19 protein-coding genes and 1 tRNA gene are annotated in these 13460 nt (G+C 64.2%); 9 read left to right on the top strand and 11 right to left on the bottom strand.

Translation table 11 applies throughout. The features are described 5' to 3' along the window. The first annotated feature begins 39 nt into the window (after window positions 1-39). Window positions 40-873, top strand: a complete 834-nt coding sequence (locus HWX69_RS09085) for a hypothetical protein (RefSeq protein WP_178916807.1) — start codon at window positions 40-42, stop codon at window positions 871-873. 27 nt (window positions 874-900) lie between these two features. On the opposite strand, the gene HWX69_RS09080 is transcribed toward HWX69_RS09085, so the two are convergent. Next, complete coding sequence (locus HWX69_RS09080) at window positions 901-1572, bottom strand: TMEM165/GDT1 family protein (protein ID WP_178916806.1); 672 nt, start codon at window positions 1570-1572, stop codon at window positions 901-903. Window positions 1573-1656: 84 nt separating this feature from the next. Beyond that, a complete protein-coding gene (locus HWX69_RS09075) occupies window positions 1657-1998 on the bottom strand; it encodes a DUF2249 domain-containing protein (RefSeq protein WP_178916805.1) in 342 nt (113 codons plus the stop codon). A gap of 180 nt (window positions 1999-2178) precedes the next feature. Between HWX69_RS09075 and HWX69_RS09070 the strand changes: the two genes are divergently transcribed. Then, entirely contained in the window at window positions 2179-3756 is a 1578-nt protein-coding gene (locus HWX69_RS09070; protein WP_178916804.1) for an MATE family efflux transporter, read from the top strand. Window positions 3757-4236: 480 nt separating this feature from the next. Here the strand turns inward: HWX69_RS09070 and HWX69_RS09065 are convergent, their stop codons facing one another. Both HWX69_RS09065 and HWX69_RS09060 read right to left on the bottom strand, forming a co-directional pair. Further along, window positions 4237-4836, bottom strand: a complete 600-nt coding sequence (locus tag HWX69_RS09065; protein ID WP_178916803.1) for an NAD(P)/FAD-dependent oxidoreductase — start codon at window positions 4834-4836, stop codon at window positions 4237-4239. Between the two features lie 187 nt (window positions 4837-5023). Then, window positions 5024-5215 (bottom strand): hypothetical protein, encoded by a 192-nt coding sequence (locus tag HWX69_RS09060; RefSeq protein ID WP_178916802.1) that lies wholly within the window; start codon window positions 5213-5215, stop codon window positions 5024-5026. 84 nt (window positions 5216-5299) lie between these two features. On the opposite strand from HWX69_RS09060, the gene HWX69_RS09055 reads away from it, so the two are divergent. Next, the gene (locus HWX69_RS09055; protein ID WP_178916801.1) at window positions 5300-5521 is read left to right on the top strand and encodes a hypothetical protein; all 222 of its coding nucleotides are present in this window, start codon (window positions 5300-5302) and stop codon (window positions 5519-5521) included. Here HWX69_RS09055 and HWX69_RS09050 read toward each other — a convergent pair. Then, window positions 5518-6771 (bottom strand): hypothetical protein, encoded by a 1254-nt coding sequence (locus HWX69_RS09050; RefSeq protein ID WP_178916800.1) that lies wholly within the window; start codon window positions 6769-6771, stop codon window positions 5518-5520. The genes HWX69_RS09055 and HWX69_RS09050 overlap by 4 nt on opposite strands. Before the next feature lie 186 nt (window positions 6772-6957). Here HWX69_RS09050 and HWX69_RS09045 point away from each other — a divergent pair, with 186 nt between their 5' ends. Next, window positions 6958-7713 (top strand): hypothetical protein, encoded by a 756-nt coding sequence (locus tag HWX69_RS09045; protein ID WP_178916799.1) that lies wholly within the window; start codon window positions 6958-6960, stop codon window positions 7711-7713. Between the two features lie 431 nt (window positions 7714-8144). After that, a complete protein-coding gene (locus HWX69_RS09040) occupies window positions 8145-8390 on the top strand; it encodes a PRC-barrel domain containing protein (protein ID WP_178916798.1) in 246 nt (81 codons plus the stop codon). A gap of 257 nt (window positions 8391-8647) precedes the next feature. Here HWX69_RS09040 and HWX69_RS09035 read toward each other — a convergent pair. Continuing rightward, window positions 8648-8722: transfer RNA gene (locus HWX69_RS09035), tRNA-Glu, on the bottom strand. A 235-nt stretch (window positions 8723-8957) separates the two neighbouring features. Between HWX69_RS09035 and HWX69_RS09030 the strand changes: the two genes are divergently transcribed. After that, window positions 8958-9710, top strand: a complete 753-nt coding sequence (locus HWX69_RS09030) for a hypothetical protein (protein WP_178916797.1) — start codon at window positions 8958-8960, stop codon at window positions 9708-9710. A gap of 197 nt (window positions 9711-9907) precedes the next feature. Here the strand turns inward: HWX69_RS09030 and HWX69_RS09025 are convergent, their stop codons facing one another. Further along, entirely contained in the window at window positions 9908-10138 is a 231-nt protein-coding gene (locus tag HWX69_RS09025) for a hypothetical protein (protein WP_178916796.1), read from the bottom strand. Between HWX69_RS09025 and HWX69_RS18475 the strand changes: the two genes are divergently transcribed. After that, complete coding sequence (locus tag HWX69_RS18475) at window positions 10062-10232, top strand: DUF7837 family putative zinc-binding protein (RefSeq protein WP_463605611.1); 171 nt, start codon at window positions 10062-10064, stop codon at window positions 10230-10232. The two genes, HWX69_RS09025 and HWX69_RS18475, sit on opposite strands and share 77 nt — an antisense overlap. Window positions 10233-10237: 5 nt before the next feature. Beyond that, complete coding sequence (locus HWX69_RS09020; protein WP_156708281.1) at window positions 10238-10474, top strand: helix-turn-helix domain-containing protein; 237 nt, start codon at window positions 10238-10240, stop codon at window positions 10472-10474. A 2-nt stretch (window positions 10475-10476) separates the two neighbouring features. Here HWX69_RS09020 and psmB read toward each other — a convergent pair whose 3' ends face one another. From psmB to HWX69_RS09000, 4 genes are all read right to left on the bottom strand, one after another. Further along, the gene (gene psmB, locus HWX69_RS09015) at window positions 10477-11175 is read right to left on the bottom strand and encodes an archaeal proteasome endopeptidase complex subunit beta (protein ID WP_178916795.1); all 699 of its coding nucleotides are present in this window, start codon (window positions 11173-11175) and stop codon (window positions 10477-10479) included. Beyond that, complete coding sequence (gene psmA / locus HWX69_RS09010) at window positions 11168-11902, bottom strand: archaeal proteasome endopeptidase complex subunit alpha (protein ID WP_178916794.1); 735 nt, start codon at window positions 11900-11902, stop codon at window positions 11168-11170. The genes psmB and psmA overlap by 8 nt, the downstream gene beginning before the upstream one ends. Before the next feature lie 123 nt (window positions 11903-12025). Continuing rightward, window positions 12026-12274, bottom strand: coding sequence for a hypothetical protein (locus tag HWX69_RS09005; protein ID WP_178916793.1), 249 nt, complete (start codon window positions 12272-12274; stop codon window positions 12026-12028). 57 nt (window positions 12275-12331) lie between these two features. Continuing rightward, window positions 12332-13003 carry a metallophosphoesterase family protein gene (locus HWX69_RS09000; protein WP_178916792.1) on the bottom strand — a complete coding sequence of 224 codons (672 nt, stop codon included), beginning with the start codon at window positions 13001-13003 and terminating at the stop codon, window positions 12332-12334. Between the two features lie 86 nt (window positions 13004-13089). Between HWX69_RS09000 and HWX69_RS08995 the strand changes: the two genes are divergently transcribed. Beyond that, window positions 13090-13446: a thioredoxin family protein gene (locus HWX69_RS08995; RefSeq protein ID WP_178916791.1), complete on the top strand. Its 357-nt coding sequence runs from the start codon at window positions 13090-13092 to the stop codon at window positions 13444-13446. The last annotated feature ends 14 nt before the right edge of the window (window positions 13447-13460 follow it).

Here is a 13460-nt window from a genome sequence, read left to right as displayed (position 1 = left end):
CCCCACAACTCAAGACGCCGGCCGGCAGAGTGACCGACAGTGAAGCCGCATCCCTCGACGCCGGCAATCGGCGACGCTCCCGAGGCGCTACTCGACGGCGGCCACCTCTGGATACAGGAGTTGCTCGACGGCGCGCCGTTTCGGTTTCGGCTCCAGTCGAGCGGCGTCGTCGAGGTCGGCGATGGCCAGCGACGGTTCGGCGACGGCGACGTTCCGCTTCCCTACGAACACGCCGTTCGGCACGTCCGGGCGACCCTCGACCGCGAGGCGCTTCGGCGCGCCGTCGACGACGTGGCGTCGGTGACGTTTCTCGGCGTCGCGATGCATCACCAGGCGGTCGACTACGACTGGCATCGGACGCCGTCGGTACTGGGCGTCGACGTCTTCGACGCCGACAGGGACCGCTATCTGACACCGGACGCAGTGGAGGGCGTGTACGAACGGCTCGGTCTGGAGTCGGTCAACACCTTCGAGAAGGAAGTCAGAGCACTCGGTTTCGACCCGGATACGGTGCCGATTCCGGACTCCACGTACTACGACGGCCCCGCCGCAGGGCTACTGATCCGTGACAAGACCGGCAACCGGGCGATGGTGTCGAATCCCGATGTCGAGTTGGACGTCGACCCCGAACCGCTGTCGATGTCGGCCGAGGAGGTGGCCGAGCGCTACGCGACCAATCGTCGGTTCGACCGGGTCGCAGCCGCGCTGAAGGCGGATGGGCGGCCGGTGACCGTCGATGCCCTCCTCGAGCGAACTGTCGAGTCGATTCTCCGGGCTGTTCACGACCGGCTGTTGCACCCCGAATCGACCGTCGAGATTGGCGCCTTCCGTTCGGCGGTCGCCGCGCGAGCGGGAGCGTGGCTCTCGGAGTGATGCTGTCTCAGTCGGAGTGATGCTGTCTCAGATGGGAAGCACCGAGAACCCGAAGACGTAGCCGGAGACGATGTCGGCGGCGAACAGCAGGAAGACGACGACAGCGGCGTAGTGGAACCATCCGCTGTCGAAGCGCCGACTCCCGCGGTGAAAGACGAGTGCGGTGAGCAGGCTCACGGGGACGATAGCGAGCATCTCGCCGACCCAGATGCCGGGGTGGGCGCCGTACTGGACGGCGAGGCTGATGGTGACGAGTTGGGTCTTGTCGCCGAACTCGGCGACGCCCATCACCGACAGCGCCGTGAGGTAGCCACCAGCCTGCTCGAAGGTCCCTTCGTCGTCGCCACCACCACCACCGTCGTCCGGAGCGTCCCCGAGAGGGCCGCCGTCGGTGCGGGTCGCCGGGTCCCCGGAGTCGCTCTCGCGGTGCAGCGAGTAGAGAATCAGCCCCGCGAAGACGACGAACAGCCCGGCCGTGATGGCGTCGAGGTACACCTCCAGAAGGGCGCCCTTGAGCGCTTCGCCGAGCAGTATCTCGAGAGCCGTCCATCCGCCGAAGGCGGTGGCGGCGCCGGCGACGACCCAGTAGGGGTTGTACCGCGTGGAGAGTCCCGCGATAACGAACTGTCCTTTCTCCCCGGGAAGCGCCAGCAACTGCAGCAGAAACGCAGTCGTGACAACCTCTATCCACCCGGCCATCGTCCGCGCTTCGAGACGGCGCCGTATGAAAACACCGAGACGATGGCGCGAAGTGACGTGCCCTCAGACGACTGAGTTCGGTCACTACTCGTGGCCGTTCCAGCGCGGGCGCCGAAGTCGCTCGCCCGACCGGTCTTCGCTGTCGGCGGTGACGTGGATGTGCCACTCGTCGGCATCGGAGCGAACCGCCTCGTAGGACCAGCCACGCTCTTCGAGTCGGTCGTACAGCGGAATCGGCGCCGCGGCCGCGAGAACGAGGAGGCCCTCGCCTTCGTCGCAGTCTTCGAGGGCGTCGAAGACGGCTTCGACCGGTCGGTCCTCCCGCTCCCGCAAATCGAGGGTGTTCTTCGTTGCCGAGTCTTCCTCGGCTGTCGATTCGGCGGCCCCCTCGCCGTCGGCCGCTCCCCTTCGGACTAGCGTTTGCATACGCGAGGGGTCGCCGGCGACACACATAGAAGAAGCCACCGTGTCTCAGTCGCTGGGACGTGTTTGACTGACTATTCAATCAGTTCACAACCCTTTTGACTGAACGGTCAGCTAGGTACGGTAGGAAATGTGCGGAGCCTCCACCGCAGAACCAGACGATGACCGGCGGGTGAGGCGCTGATGGGCGACTCCCGACTGGCCCGACTGGTATCGGCGATTCGCCGGCGGGTCGGGATGGTGTTCAAGAGCCGCGAGGAGTTCGACCTCACCTCGGGGAGCATCGGCAAGCCGCTGTTCTATCTCTCCTTGCCCATCGTCATCACGAACCTGCTGCAGACGGCGTACAACCTCGTCGACACCATCTGGCTGGGTCGCTACAGCACGGAGGCGCTGGCGGCGATCAGCTTCGCATTCCCCGTCGTGTTCTTCCTCATCTCGCTGGGGTTGGGCATCTCCATCGCCGGGAGCATCCTCGTCGCGCAAAACACCGGCGCCGGCGAGGAGGCCCAGGCGGAGTTCGCCGCCTCCCAGACGGTGACGTTCGCCATCATCGCGTCGGTGCTGTTGGGCGGGTTCGGCTACTTCGCCGTCGGCGACATCCTCGAGTTGCTCGGTGCCTCCGAGGAGGTGCTACCGGGGGCGACAGCGTACCTCGAAATCATCTCGCTGGGAATGGTGTTCATGTTCGCCTTCTTCGTGTTCATGTCGCTAATGAGGGGATACGGCGACACCATCACCCCGATGCTCGTCATGCTGGTGACGGTGGTCGTCAATCTCATCCTCGACCCGTTTCTCATCTTCGGGTGGTGGGTGTTTCCGGAGTTGGGCGTCGTCGGCGCCGCCTACGCCACCGTGTTCTCCCGGGCGATGGCGACGGTTATCGGAATGAGTATCATGTTCCGCGGCACCCGCGGCGTCGAGATACATCTGTCTCAGATGGCGCCGGACTTCGGTTACTTCAAGAAGCTCCTCCGAATCGGGGTTCCGGCGTCCGTCGAAGGCACCGGCAACGCCATCGCGGTCAACCTGATGTTGGTTATCGTCGGGACGTTCCCGACGGTGGTCGTGGCTGCATACGGCGTCGGCGTCCGGATGTTCTCGGTTATCTTCCTGCCCGCCATCGCCGTCGGTCGGGGCGTCGAGACGATGGTCGGACAGAACATCGGCGCAAAAGAGGAGGACAGGGCGGCATCGGCGTCACACTTCGCGGCGCGTTCGATGTTCGTCGTCCTCGCGGGCGTCGGCGTGTTGACGTGGCTCGGCGCCGGCAACATCGTCGCGGTGTTCTCCGATGACCCCGAGGTCGTCGAGGTCGGCCGGCTATTCCTCCGGTACGTCGCGCCGACGTTCGGCTTCACCGGCATCTTCCACTCCTACAAGGGCGGATTCCGCGGGGCCGGACGGACACTGACCGCCGCCGTCGTCTCCATCGCCATGCTCGGCGTCATCCGGTTGCCGGTCGCGGCGCTGGCCTCCCAGCGACTCACCTACGAGGGAACGCTGCTCGATGTCGTGGTCTCGACGCTGCCGGCGGTCGTCGCCGACCCCATCGGGGCGCTGTTCGGTGCCATCGCCGCGTTCTCGATGGGCTACGAGGGAATCTGGATGGCGTTCGCCGTCTCGAACGTCGCGGGGGCGGCCATCGCCTTCGGGTGGTACATCCGCGGCGGGTGGCGCGATGCGGACCTCACCGAACGGGGCGGGCCACCCACTGAGCCATCCGAATCGCCGGACCCGGAACCGCCGGTCGACGACTAATCGCTGCTGAAACCCGTCAAAGAAGACGTCTATCTCGTACGGCACCCCCGGCGACCGAGACGGCGGGTGCACCCCCGAACCCCCCGGACGAGGGACGCCGTCTCGCTCCGTAGCCCGACAGCCAGAACCGGCGGCGACGCGGTTCGACCGTGACTGTCGGGTGGCCCCACGCGGCGCTGTGGCCGCGTTTCCGTGCCGTTCCCAACCCTATCACGTCGACACGCGATGACGGTCGCCGTCGACGCGTGCGATTACGACCCAATACCGCGTTCGGTCCCGAACAGTGACGGCCCCGATGCGCCGTCGTATGGGACTTCACACGTGAATATATGTTCTACAGTAATATAAAATTTATGCTGCGCATACTCACTGTGATTGTATGCATTCAAATAATCGGGTTCGGACGGGCAGCCCCCAACAGTTGGCCCTCATCGGAGAGCCAAAGAAAGCGTATGGCAGCTACAAAATCGGTCGTTTCGGTTATTCGTCGTCGACGAGGTCGCCGAAGACGGCTTCGGCATCGCCGGGTGTATCGAAGTCGTGGAAGTGTTCGCCGCGTTCCTTCGAGAGGATGTTCAGTGCGGCGGCGGCACCGTCGCCGACGGAGATGGCGGCCTGCCACTCCTCGGGGCGGACCATCGCACCGGTTGCGTAGGCGTTCTCGACGCTCGTCTCCATGTCGACGCCGACGTCGACCACGTCGCCGTCGAAGTCACAGCCCAGCGACTCCGCGAGGTCGCGGTTGGCGCCCGTCGCGAGGACGACGTAGCGAGCGTCGTAACTCCCGTCGGCGGTCTCGACGACGAAGCCGTCGCCGGTCGACTCGATGCCCGTCACTTCCTCGCCCTGCCGGCGGTCGACACCGAAGTCGTCGACCTGCTGGCGGGCGGTGGCCATGAACTCGCTGCCGCCGACGGAGCCGACACCGAGGTAGTTGAACAGGTGCGCCTTGTGCATCCACGTCCCGTCGGCGTCGAACACCGTCGTTTCCAGCCCGTTCTTGCTGGCGAACAGCCCCGCACTCAGTCCGGCAGGACCGCCGCCGACGACGATTACGTCAGAGTCTCCTGATTCAGTCATGATAATCTCCGGCCGAACGTCGAGTGGAACGCCAAGCGCCACCGACGCCCGATACCGTCCGACATCTCCGGCCCGTAGCAACAAAAAACCAGCAGGGTACCCCGTGCAATCAGGTAACCCTCGAGTCACGTGCCGACGGAAGACGGGGGTGACCAGAAGCTGCCGCACCCGAGATGGGCGCCTCGGTCTACATCCGGGAGGCTTCCTTGGCCTCCTCGGCGTGTTCCAGCGCGAACGTCAACTGCGCGCGGTGGAGCGCTTCGAGTTCGTCGGCGTCCCCGTCGGGGAGTTGGGTCGTGACCTCGACGCCGGGTAGTTCGGTCTTCATCTTCGCGCCGCCGCTCCCGTCGAGGAGGTCCTCGAAGTCGAAATCTGACATGGTCACTCGGAGGGAGGGCCTACGGCTTCTTAGTTGGTAGTGTCCGACCAAAGACCGATATTGACGGGGGACGCACTCGCGGCCATGGGACCTACGGTTCCGTTCTGTGACACCCCCGAGCAGTCCGCGGTCGTCGGTATCGTCGCCGGACCCCTCGGTGGCGCCGTCGGCGTGGTTCCCGGGTGGGAACCCGTCGGCGTCGCGGTTGCGGCCGGTGTCCTCGCTGTTATTGGTGACCTCGGTACCCACGCGGTCCGCGGCGACGAGCAGTTCCGCGAGGCGCTCGAACAGCTCGGAAGCCGTTAACGGTTCGCTACGACGGGAGTCCGGAGCCGCCAGGAGTCCGACGACGGAGCGAGGTTGTGCGGTTCGCGTCCCCGCTCGGCGAGGATGCCCGCATGAAACAGCATCGCTTTCAGTTGATAGACGGTCGGCGAGTGATACACGTCTCCGTCCTCGAGTGCGTTCCGTCGGAGTTCGCCGTCGCCGTCGAGTACACGACCGCGAACGGCCGTGGTGCCGCGGATGAACAACTCGATGGCGAAACTGGGATGGTGGACGTGCAACCACTCGACTAAGTCGACCAGCGAGGGGTCCGAGAGTCCGTCCTCGTACATGGCCTGTAGCTCCTCGACGAGAAGTTGGGTCGCCGGATACGACCACACCACTCGTCTGGTGAGCAGTCCCCACTCGGGGGCAATCGTACAGAACCGTTTCTGGGAGCGTTTCCACTGTCGGAACGCGTCCACGGCATCGTCGAGCGTCGCGTATCGATTCAGCGCGAACCGGACGACTTCCTCCCCGAGCGGCGTGATATCGACGCCATCCGGCCGTTCTGCGATGAGACCGAGGAATGCCGCACCGGTCCGTGCGCCCTCGGCGTCGCGAACCACGTTCTCGGCGAGTACAGACTCCGTATCCTCCGGATGGAACAGGGCCAGCGGATACGCTAGATAGTTCTTCGGATGGTTGAGGCTGAACGACTTGTCTGCGACGCCCTGTGCAGTCGCCTGAAAACGAATGGACGTCGCGGCGTCGGCAGTCCGGTTGCCGACGACCCGTGGCAGTTCCAGCGGGGCGACCGAACCGTCCGATTCGACCGCGAGAACCCCGACGTTTAGCTCGCGTGCGAGCGTTCGGGTCGACTGGGAAACGGCATCCGACGGCGCCGCGACGTAGGCCGCATTCGCCTCGTGCAGCCGGTCGTACGCCTGTAAGACGCCCGTCTCGACATCGACACTCCCAGCGCCGGTGTATCCCTTCGCCTCGACGGCGACGAGCGGTGGGTCGGCGCCGAACCGCTCGACCGCCAAGAGGTCCGACTCCAAAGCCCGAACGCCGACGAGGTCCGGATACCCCGACCCCAACCGGACGTGGTTGAACGGAGCGAGTCGTTCGCGGACGGTCTCCGAAATCGGCTCCCCGGGGAGCCACTCCGCCATCGCGAACTGCGTGTCGGTGACCGCGTACGTGTTCGCTTCGTTGGGGTCGGGAAACAGGCGCCGCTTGGCGTGGGCGAGGACTTGCGGTTCCGACAGCGCCGCTGTGGCACTCATGCGCGTAGGTGGACAGCTCGCGTACAAGAACCTTCGGAGCGGAACGCCACGCTACCCGTGGCGTCGTTCACGGAACAATCTGCTGTAGATGGCGGTGCTTACTGACCGAGCGTCGTTACGTCGGCCGATTCGACGCTTCGATAGGGTTTTAGTATCCAGATTCTAACTGACGGTAGTCCCCTTCTAATGGACTCCTTACCGGCCATCGACGTCGATTCGGACCCGCGCGTAACTGGCGAGTACGTACGCCAGGTGTCGGGTGACGCCGGGACGCTGACACTCGTCGGCGTCGTCCACGACCACCCGTCGAGTACGTACCGTGTCCGACAGGTCGTCGAGGAACTCGACCCGGAGGTGCTGGCGCTGGAACTGCCACCGATTTCGATTCCGCTGTTCGAACAGTACGCGGCCACCGACCGCTGTCCGCCCGTCTTCGGCGGCGAGATGAGTGCGGCGATTCAGGCTGCCGACTCGAGCAGTACCGTCGGCATCGACCGGCCGACTCGCGGCTTCTTCCGACGGTTGGGACGGAACCTGATTCAGGAACGGCCGTCGCTGACGACGGTTCGAAACGTCGTTTCCAACGCCGTCAAAACGACGAAACACGCGGCTATCTGTCGCGTCGCGGCTGCCGTCGGCGCCCACACCTCTGTCCGGCTGGAAGTCGACTCGCCGATATCACACGACATCGACTGGATGGATACGCCCGACGAACAGGCACGCGACGAGCGCGAGCAGATTCGTCGGTCCCGCTCGTTCATGAACGCGTTTCGGACCGCGAGTCGCTCTCGGGCCTCCCGACTCGAAGATGCCGCCAGAGAGGAAAGTATGGCCACTCGGCTGTTAGAGCTCCGTGAGGAAGGCACCACCGTCGCCGTGGTCGGCATCGACCATCTCGGTTCACTGGTCGAACAGCTGGATTCGGCGGGCGAAGCGCCGTAGCCCGACGGCGCCCTCGATTGCGAACCTCGTCTGGGGTTTGCGATGTTCTAGAATCAGGGGCAGTGTTCACCCGACCAGTCATCTACGATAGTATTACTTCGCTCATCCCTCAGCATACCGCAGGAAAGCGGCCGTTTTTAGATACATCAGACACGTCGGAATTCAGGTGGTTCAATTTCGCTAAGCCAACCGAACCAGACGCCAGATGCCGTATAACAGCCCTGGTCGAGGTGTGTTGGACCAAAAGCGAAACCAGTAGTAGACGGTCGAATGCCGGCTATTAAACGATTTCTCCAACGATACACGGCGACAGTTCGTGGCCGAATCGGCAGGATACGAACCGCCAGACGGCTGTAACACGGGTCTACTGACGCCCCGTATCGGCTACCATCTTTATAACAATACCCAGACGGGGGCTATCCCCAGATGCAATGGAGCGAAACCACGTCACCGACGACGACCAAGGTAAAGAAGTAGTCGACGCCCACGGTAAAAAAATCGGTATGGTCACGGAGGTCAAATCCGGTACCGCGTACGTGAACGCGGACCCAGGCATCACGGATACCATCCGGTCGAAACTCGGCTGGGGCGACGCCGATCAAGACGATTACGCCCTCGAGGAGAACCGCATACACACAATAACTGACGACGAGATTCGACTCAAGGACGGTCTGTAGGCGCCAACTCCCCATCCGAGCGTACGCTATTTTTTGCTGATGTCCGACAGGCCGGAGAAGTAAGAGACAGTTCGCCGGTTCCGATTTTGCCGGGGTCAGACCGAGCGACAGCAGAGAGGATTACCCTTGGCACCCCGTCTGAATCACGGTCACGACATCTGGGTCGAGAACCGCATCGAACGTGCTTGGTCTGCACGGTGAGTCGAACATAGGTACATGGGCAGGTCAAAACCACAAGACTCCGGAAGGAAAGGGGATGCTCCGTCAGGGATTCGAACCCTGGTCCTTGCCGTGAGAGGGCAAGATGATTGGCCGGACTACACCAACGGAGCGTTCGTCTGAACGCATCGAATCGTATCGGTGATGGACGTATAACCGTTACGTTTCACCCCTGCCGTGAGCCGGTTTCTCACTGAATCGTCTGCTATCGACCGTATCAGTAGTCGGTTCGGATCGGACAGGTGCCACGGTGGCGTTCGGGTCCGAAACGCTCATTGGCGCCATTCCAGTAGGGACAGCCATCACCGAACTTGCCGGCGGTTCGAACGGAGGCAGTCAGTCGCCCTCATGAGGAGCTTCTCGCTCGACGACGGTGACGCCCCGACGACGAAGCGTCCGTTCTTCGATGGCCCCTCGAAGCAGACGCGGGCCGAACGGCACCTCACGGAAGCGACCGGCAGCGACACGACCGCGATTTCTGTCGACTTCGAGACGGTGCCGACCGAACTGCTTGCTGCGATGCGACGAGTGAACACGGAGGCGAAGTCCTTCGCCGACGATGCTCAGCGGCGGTACAGACACGGCGACCACGACGGTGCGGCGCTGAACCGAAGTCGGAAGGAGGCGCTCTACGAGGTAAAACGGCGACTGCTCTACACGCTCTTGCCGTACGCCTCAGGCGTCGAAGCCCAAATTATCGACGGCCGGGAGTACTACTCGTTCCGTTTCGACGCCGCCGACCACGAGCCGTATCACGGGACGAATCGCCCGGACGGGAATCATCACGCGCAGTGGCCGGACGAACGCGTTCCTGGGTTGGGGTCGGTCGCTCTCGAAGCGACGCTGTTGAACTACGAGTACGGCTTCCATACACCCGTCGAGTCATTCGACAGGCTGTGTGCGGCCGCCCGTATCGTCCACGACCACGACCGACACGACAGCCTCCCCGGGAGGGAGGACTCCCGGTGGGCCGAGTACGAACCGAACACGGACATCGAGACGGGATACACCTTCGAGGATGCGGGTCGACTTCTCGCGTCGCTCGTCGACGACCGATACGACCCCGCCGGTTACCTCCCCCGTGGAACGACGTTCCGGTAGCGGCATTCGCCCACAGAGTCATCTCCTCCTAGCGCGAGAATCCGATTTAGAAGCTACAATCTGCCTCGTGTGGTCCGTAAGCCGCCGCGCCGTCGACGGGCGATAGTGGACGAAGAGCGGCCCGACGAACCGGCGTGAGACGCCATTCAAGCCATTAAATGTATCTGAAAGCCATTCAAATACATTCAACGGTAGACTTATTTGTGTGGCGGTGTTGCACACACGTAGACGAGGAGTCGGAACGAGACGCCCATCGGACCGGCGTTCGACGCGGCGTTGACACTCGGTTCCGACTCGAACCAAACGATGTGAAGCCCGAGCACACGGCTCGGCCACGATGGAACGACAGCCATGAACACACACGAGACGGAGGCCGCCGGTCGGTGCCCGTCCTGCGGTGCGACGGTACCGAAAGCGTTCGTGCTCATCGAATACGAGGCCGACGACGAACGTCGGATGTACGCCGAATGTCCGGCGTGTGAAAACGTCGTTCGACCGCAGCAGAGCGAATCCAGCCGATAACACAGATGGTAACAGGACCACCACGGACGATACTACGACTGCTCGACGAACAGGGGCAACTGCCAGTCACGGCCATCGCCGAGGAACTCGACCGTCATCCGGTAACCGTCGATCGGCAGTGTTACGACCTCCAGCAGGACGGTCATATCAGGATGGCGACCAGCGGTGGCGCCTACGCCCTGACCGAGGAGGGACGGAACCGGCTTTCGGAGAGTTCCAACTCCGCGGACCCCGTCCAGTAGCGCTATCGGAGTTCAGCGAAGTCCTTGTGGCCCCGGATGTCGACGCCCTCGTCGGTGACGGTGGCGAGGAAGACACCGTTTCCGGAGCCGGTGTCGCGCTCGACGGCCGCCTCGACCGCTCGCGCGCTGAGCGAGGTGGCTTCTTCCGTCGAGAGGTCCGGCGCGTAATCGTTCTCGAGAACACCGTACGCCAGTTGCATCCCGCTTCCGGTGACCGTGTAGTCGTCGGCCATCACGCCGCCGGCAGGGTCGATGGAGTAGACGTGACTCCCCTCGTCGTCGACGCCGCCGAGGATGGGGCGGATGGCTCGGAACGGCCCGCCGCGAGCGAGGTTGCCGGCAAGCGTCGACAGCGCCGGGATGTCCATCGGTTTCCCGCGGCGATTCTCGTAGAGCGAGGATTCAGCCCGAAGCGTCCGGATGAACGACTGGGCGCCGCCGACCGAGCCGACGAGCGTCAGCGCGGCCGTCGGGTGAATCTGTTCGACCTTCTGGACGTCCTTGTTCGAGACGAACCGGCCACCGAGGGAGGCGCGCATGTCGGTCGCGATGACGACGGCGTCCTCGGTGGCGATGCCGACAGTCGTCGTTCCCGTCTTGTTGACCGACTCCTCGTCGCCAGCGGTAGATTCGAAGTCGCCGAGTTCGGGTTCGTACGGCGAACGGCCGTGGTCCTCACCGGTTCGGGGGAGATTATTCATCGCTCTCACCGCCTATTTCGGCGAGGTGTTCTTCGACCGTCTCGGTCGATACGGTCTCGAAGGACTCCGTCTCGGCGTCGATAGTCGCGATTTCGACGCCATCGGCCGAAAGTTCGTCGTTCGTCGCGGCCAGCCCGCGCAACGCCAGTCCGATGCCGCTCTCGAGGTCGAGGTCCTCGCGGTAGCCCTCCTCGAGGACGGACTGAATCGCCTCGCGGTCGCCGCCGACCGCGGTCGCCTGCCACTCGTAGGGCGTCCCGCTGGGGTCGGTTTCGAACAGTCGCGGTTCGCCGTCGGAGATGCCGCCGACCAGCAACGCCACGCCGAATGGACGGGCCCCGCCGGTCTGGGTGTACTGTTGGATGTGGTCGGTGACCGACTTGGTCAGCGTCTCTATCGGTATCGCCTCGTCGTAGCGGAGGCGTTCGGTCTGTGCGCGCCGTCGCGCGAAGTCGATGAGTTGGCGCGCGTCGGCGACGTGGCCGGCACTCGCGATGCCGACGTGGTCGTCCGCCTTGTGGAGTTTCTCGACCGACGACCGTTCCATCAGCGGCGAGCGAACGCGCCGGACGGCGCCCAATACGACGCCGTCGGGGGTTCGGACGCCGACGCTCGCGGTGCCGCGGGAGACGGCCTCGCGGGCGTATTCGACCTGATAGAGGCGCCCGTCGGGAGAGAAGATGGTGATTCCCCGGTCGTACGCCTGCTGCTGTGAGTTTCCTTGCATTGTGATAGAGGGCCACTGCGGCCTTCACCTCGGGTTATGGTACCGGGTATATATACGTACCTCATAAGAGGTCAGCATTGCCCGGACTCGATTCGGCACTTAGGAACCTTTCGGCCGCGACACTCAATCCCGCCGTCGGAAGGTGACGACGGTGCGGACGCCGTCAGCACCGTCGGTCGTCTCGGTCGTGATGTTCGGCCCGAGAACGTCGGCCTCGTCGACGACGCCGTAAAGCACCTCACGAAGGGCGTCGGCTTCCGGGCGCTCCTCGAGGAGCGCGACCCTGACCTGACCGCGGTTGTCGCTCACGTCGGCGACGTCGTAGCCGTCGGCTTCGAACGCCTCTCGGAGCGCGTCCAGTTGCTCGGACATGCCGTCCTCTACGCCGGCGGTCCACAAAAGCCTACAGGCCACGCGGTACCGAACCGCTCAACGGCCCTCTGCCAACCGCTCGGCCGTCCGCTCGGGCAGTCCCACTCGCTCGGCGAACGCCTGTGCGCGCTCGACGGGGTATTCCACGCGACGTAACTCGACGGCATCCGCGTCGGTGTCGAGGACCGCATACGCCGCCCGTGGGTCGTTGTCCCGCGGTTGCCCGATGCTTCCAGGGTTGACGACGAGGCGACCGTCTACCGTCGTCTCGTGTTGGACGTGGGTGTGGCCGAGGACGATGCCGTCATAGTCGTCGAGATACGGCCGCATCTCCGGGAACTGTCGTGGACGGACGTAGGAACCGCGGCGCTCCTCGTCGGGATGGCTGTGGACGAGGAGGTAGTCGCCGTCGGCGATGTCGACCCGAAACGGCAGGTCCGCCAGCCACGCCCGCTGGTCGTCGTCCAGTTCCGACCGGGCGTGCTCCAGTCCGGCGTGGGCCATCTCGTTGTGAACGTAGCGCTCGGGCGTCTCGACGTTCCGGTCGTGGTTCCCCTGTACGGTGACTGAGGCGACCGAACGGACGCGCTCGACACAGGCGGCCGGCCAGGCGTTGTACCCAACCACATCGCCAACGCAGACCACGTCCTCGACCGGCGGCATATCGTCGAGGACTGCCTCCAGTGCCGGGAGGTTCGCGTGGATGTCCGAGACGAGTCCGATTCGCATGGCTGGACCTACGACCGCCACGCCGACAATCCTTTTGGACCCCTCGCCGCCGACAACGGTTTGTGGCGTTCCCGCGTACAGTGGATATGACCAACATCACTGCAAAGCCGACGCGGCTGAACGACGGCGACGACCTCGACGCGTTCGTCGCCGAACACGACATCGCCCTCGTGGAGTTCTACACCAAGGGCTGTGCGAAGTGTGCGGCGATGGAACCCGTACTGGGGAACGTCGCCAAGGCGACCGACGTGGCCGTCGGGATGGCGAACCCGGGCGACGACCTCGACCTCCTCGAGCGGTTCAACGTCCAGTCGGTCCCCACACTCCTGTTGTTCCGGGACGGCGAGGTCGTCGCCCGAAAATCGAGCGGATTCCAGGGGACGGAAGCCGTCGTCGACTTCCTCGAATCGAACGCCGCAGAGGCCGTCTCGGCGCTGGAGTAACGCCGCGACGACCC

The organism is Natronomonas gomsonensis (assembly GCF_013391635.1).
GTDB classification, from domain to species: Archaea; Halobacteriota; Halobacteria; order Halobacteriales; family Haloarculaceae; genus Natronomonas; species Natronomonas gomsonensis_A.
Note: the sequence above shows the minus strand (reverse complement) of the source record. Positions and strands in the feature narration are given on the sequence as shown.

Bases quoted from the DNA above. Each gene is read 5' to 3' on its own strand.
- HWX69_RS09080 (WP_178916806.1), bottom strand. From the start codon at position 1,572: ATGGCCGGGTGGATAGAGGTTGTCACGACTGCGTTTCTGCTGCAGTTG.
- HWX69_RS09075 (WP_178916805.1), bottom strand. From the start codon at position 1,998: ATGCAAACGCTAGTCCGAAGGGGAGCGGCCGACGGCGAGGGGGCCGCC.
- HWX69_RS09070 (WP_178916804.1), top strand. From the start codon at position 2,179: ATGGGCGACTCCCGACTGGCCCGACTGGTATCGGCGATTCGCCGGCGG.
- HWX69_RS09065 (WP_178916803.1), bottom strand. From the start codon at position 4,836: ATGACTGAATCAGGAGACTCTGACGTAATCGTCGTCGGCGGCGGTCCT.
- HWX69_RS09060 (WP_178916802.1), bottom strand. From the start codon at position 5,215: ATGTCAGATTTCGACTTCGAGGACCTCCTCGACGGGAGCGGCGGCGCG.
- HWX69_RS09055 (WP_178916801.1), top strand. From the start codon at position 5,300: ATGGGACCTACGGTTCCGTTCTGTGACACCCCCGAGCAGTCCGCGGTC.
- HWX69_RS09050 (WP_178916800.1), bottom strand. From the start codon at position 6,771: ATGAGTGCCACAGCGGCGCTGTCGGAACCGCAAGTCCTCGCCCACGCC.
- HWX69_RS09045 (WP_178916799.1), top strand. From the start codon at position 6,958: ATGGACTCCTTACCGGCCATCGACGTCGATTCGGACCCGCGCGTAACT.
- HWX69_RS09040 (WP_178916798.1), top strand. From the start codon at position 8,145: ATGGAGCGAAACCACGTCACCGACGACGACCAAGGTAAAGAAGTAGTC.
- HWX69_RS09030 (WP_178916797.1), top strand. From the start codon at position 8,958: ATGAGGAGCTTCTCGCTCGACGACGGTGACGCCCCGACGACGAAGCGT.
- HWX69_RS18475 (WP_463605611.1), top strand. From the start codon at position 10,062: ATGAACACACACGAGACGGAGGCCGCCGGTCGGTGCCCGTCCTGCGGT.
- HWX69_RS09025 (WP_178916796.1), bottom strand. From the start codon at position 10,138: ATGAGCACGAACGCTTTCGGTACCGTCGCACCGCAGGACGGGCACCGA.
- HWX69_RS09020 (WP_156708281.1), top strand. From the start codon at position 10,238: ATGGTAACAGGACCACCACGGACGATACTACGACTGCTCGACGAACAG.
- psmB (WP_178916795.1), bottom strand. From the start codon at position 11,175: ATGAATAATCTCCCCCGAACCGGTGAGGACCACGGCCGTTCGCCGTAC.
- psmA (WP_178916794.1), bottom strand. From the start codon at position 11,902: ATGCAAGGAAACTCACAGCAGCAGGCGTACGACCGGGGAATCACCATC.
- HWX69_RS09005 (WP_178916793.1), bottom strand. From the start codon at position 12,274: ATGTCCGAGCAACTGGACGCGCTCCGAGAGGCGTTCGAAGCCGACGGC.
- HWX69_RS09000 (WP_178916792.1), bottom strand. From the start codon at position 13,003: ATGCGAATCGGACTCGTCTCGGACATCCACGCGAACCTCCCGGCACTG.
- HWX69_RS08995 (WP_178916791.1), top strand. From the start codon at position 13,090: ATGACCAACATCACTGCAAAGCCGACGCGGCTGAACGACGGCGACGAC.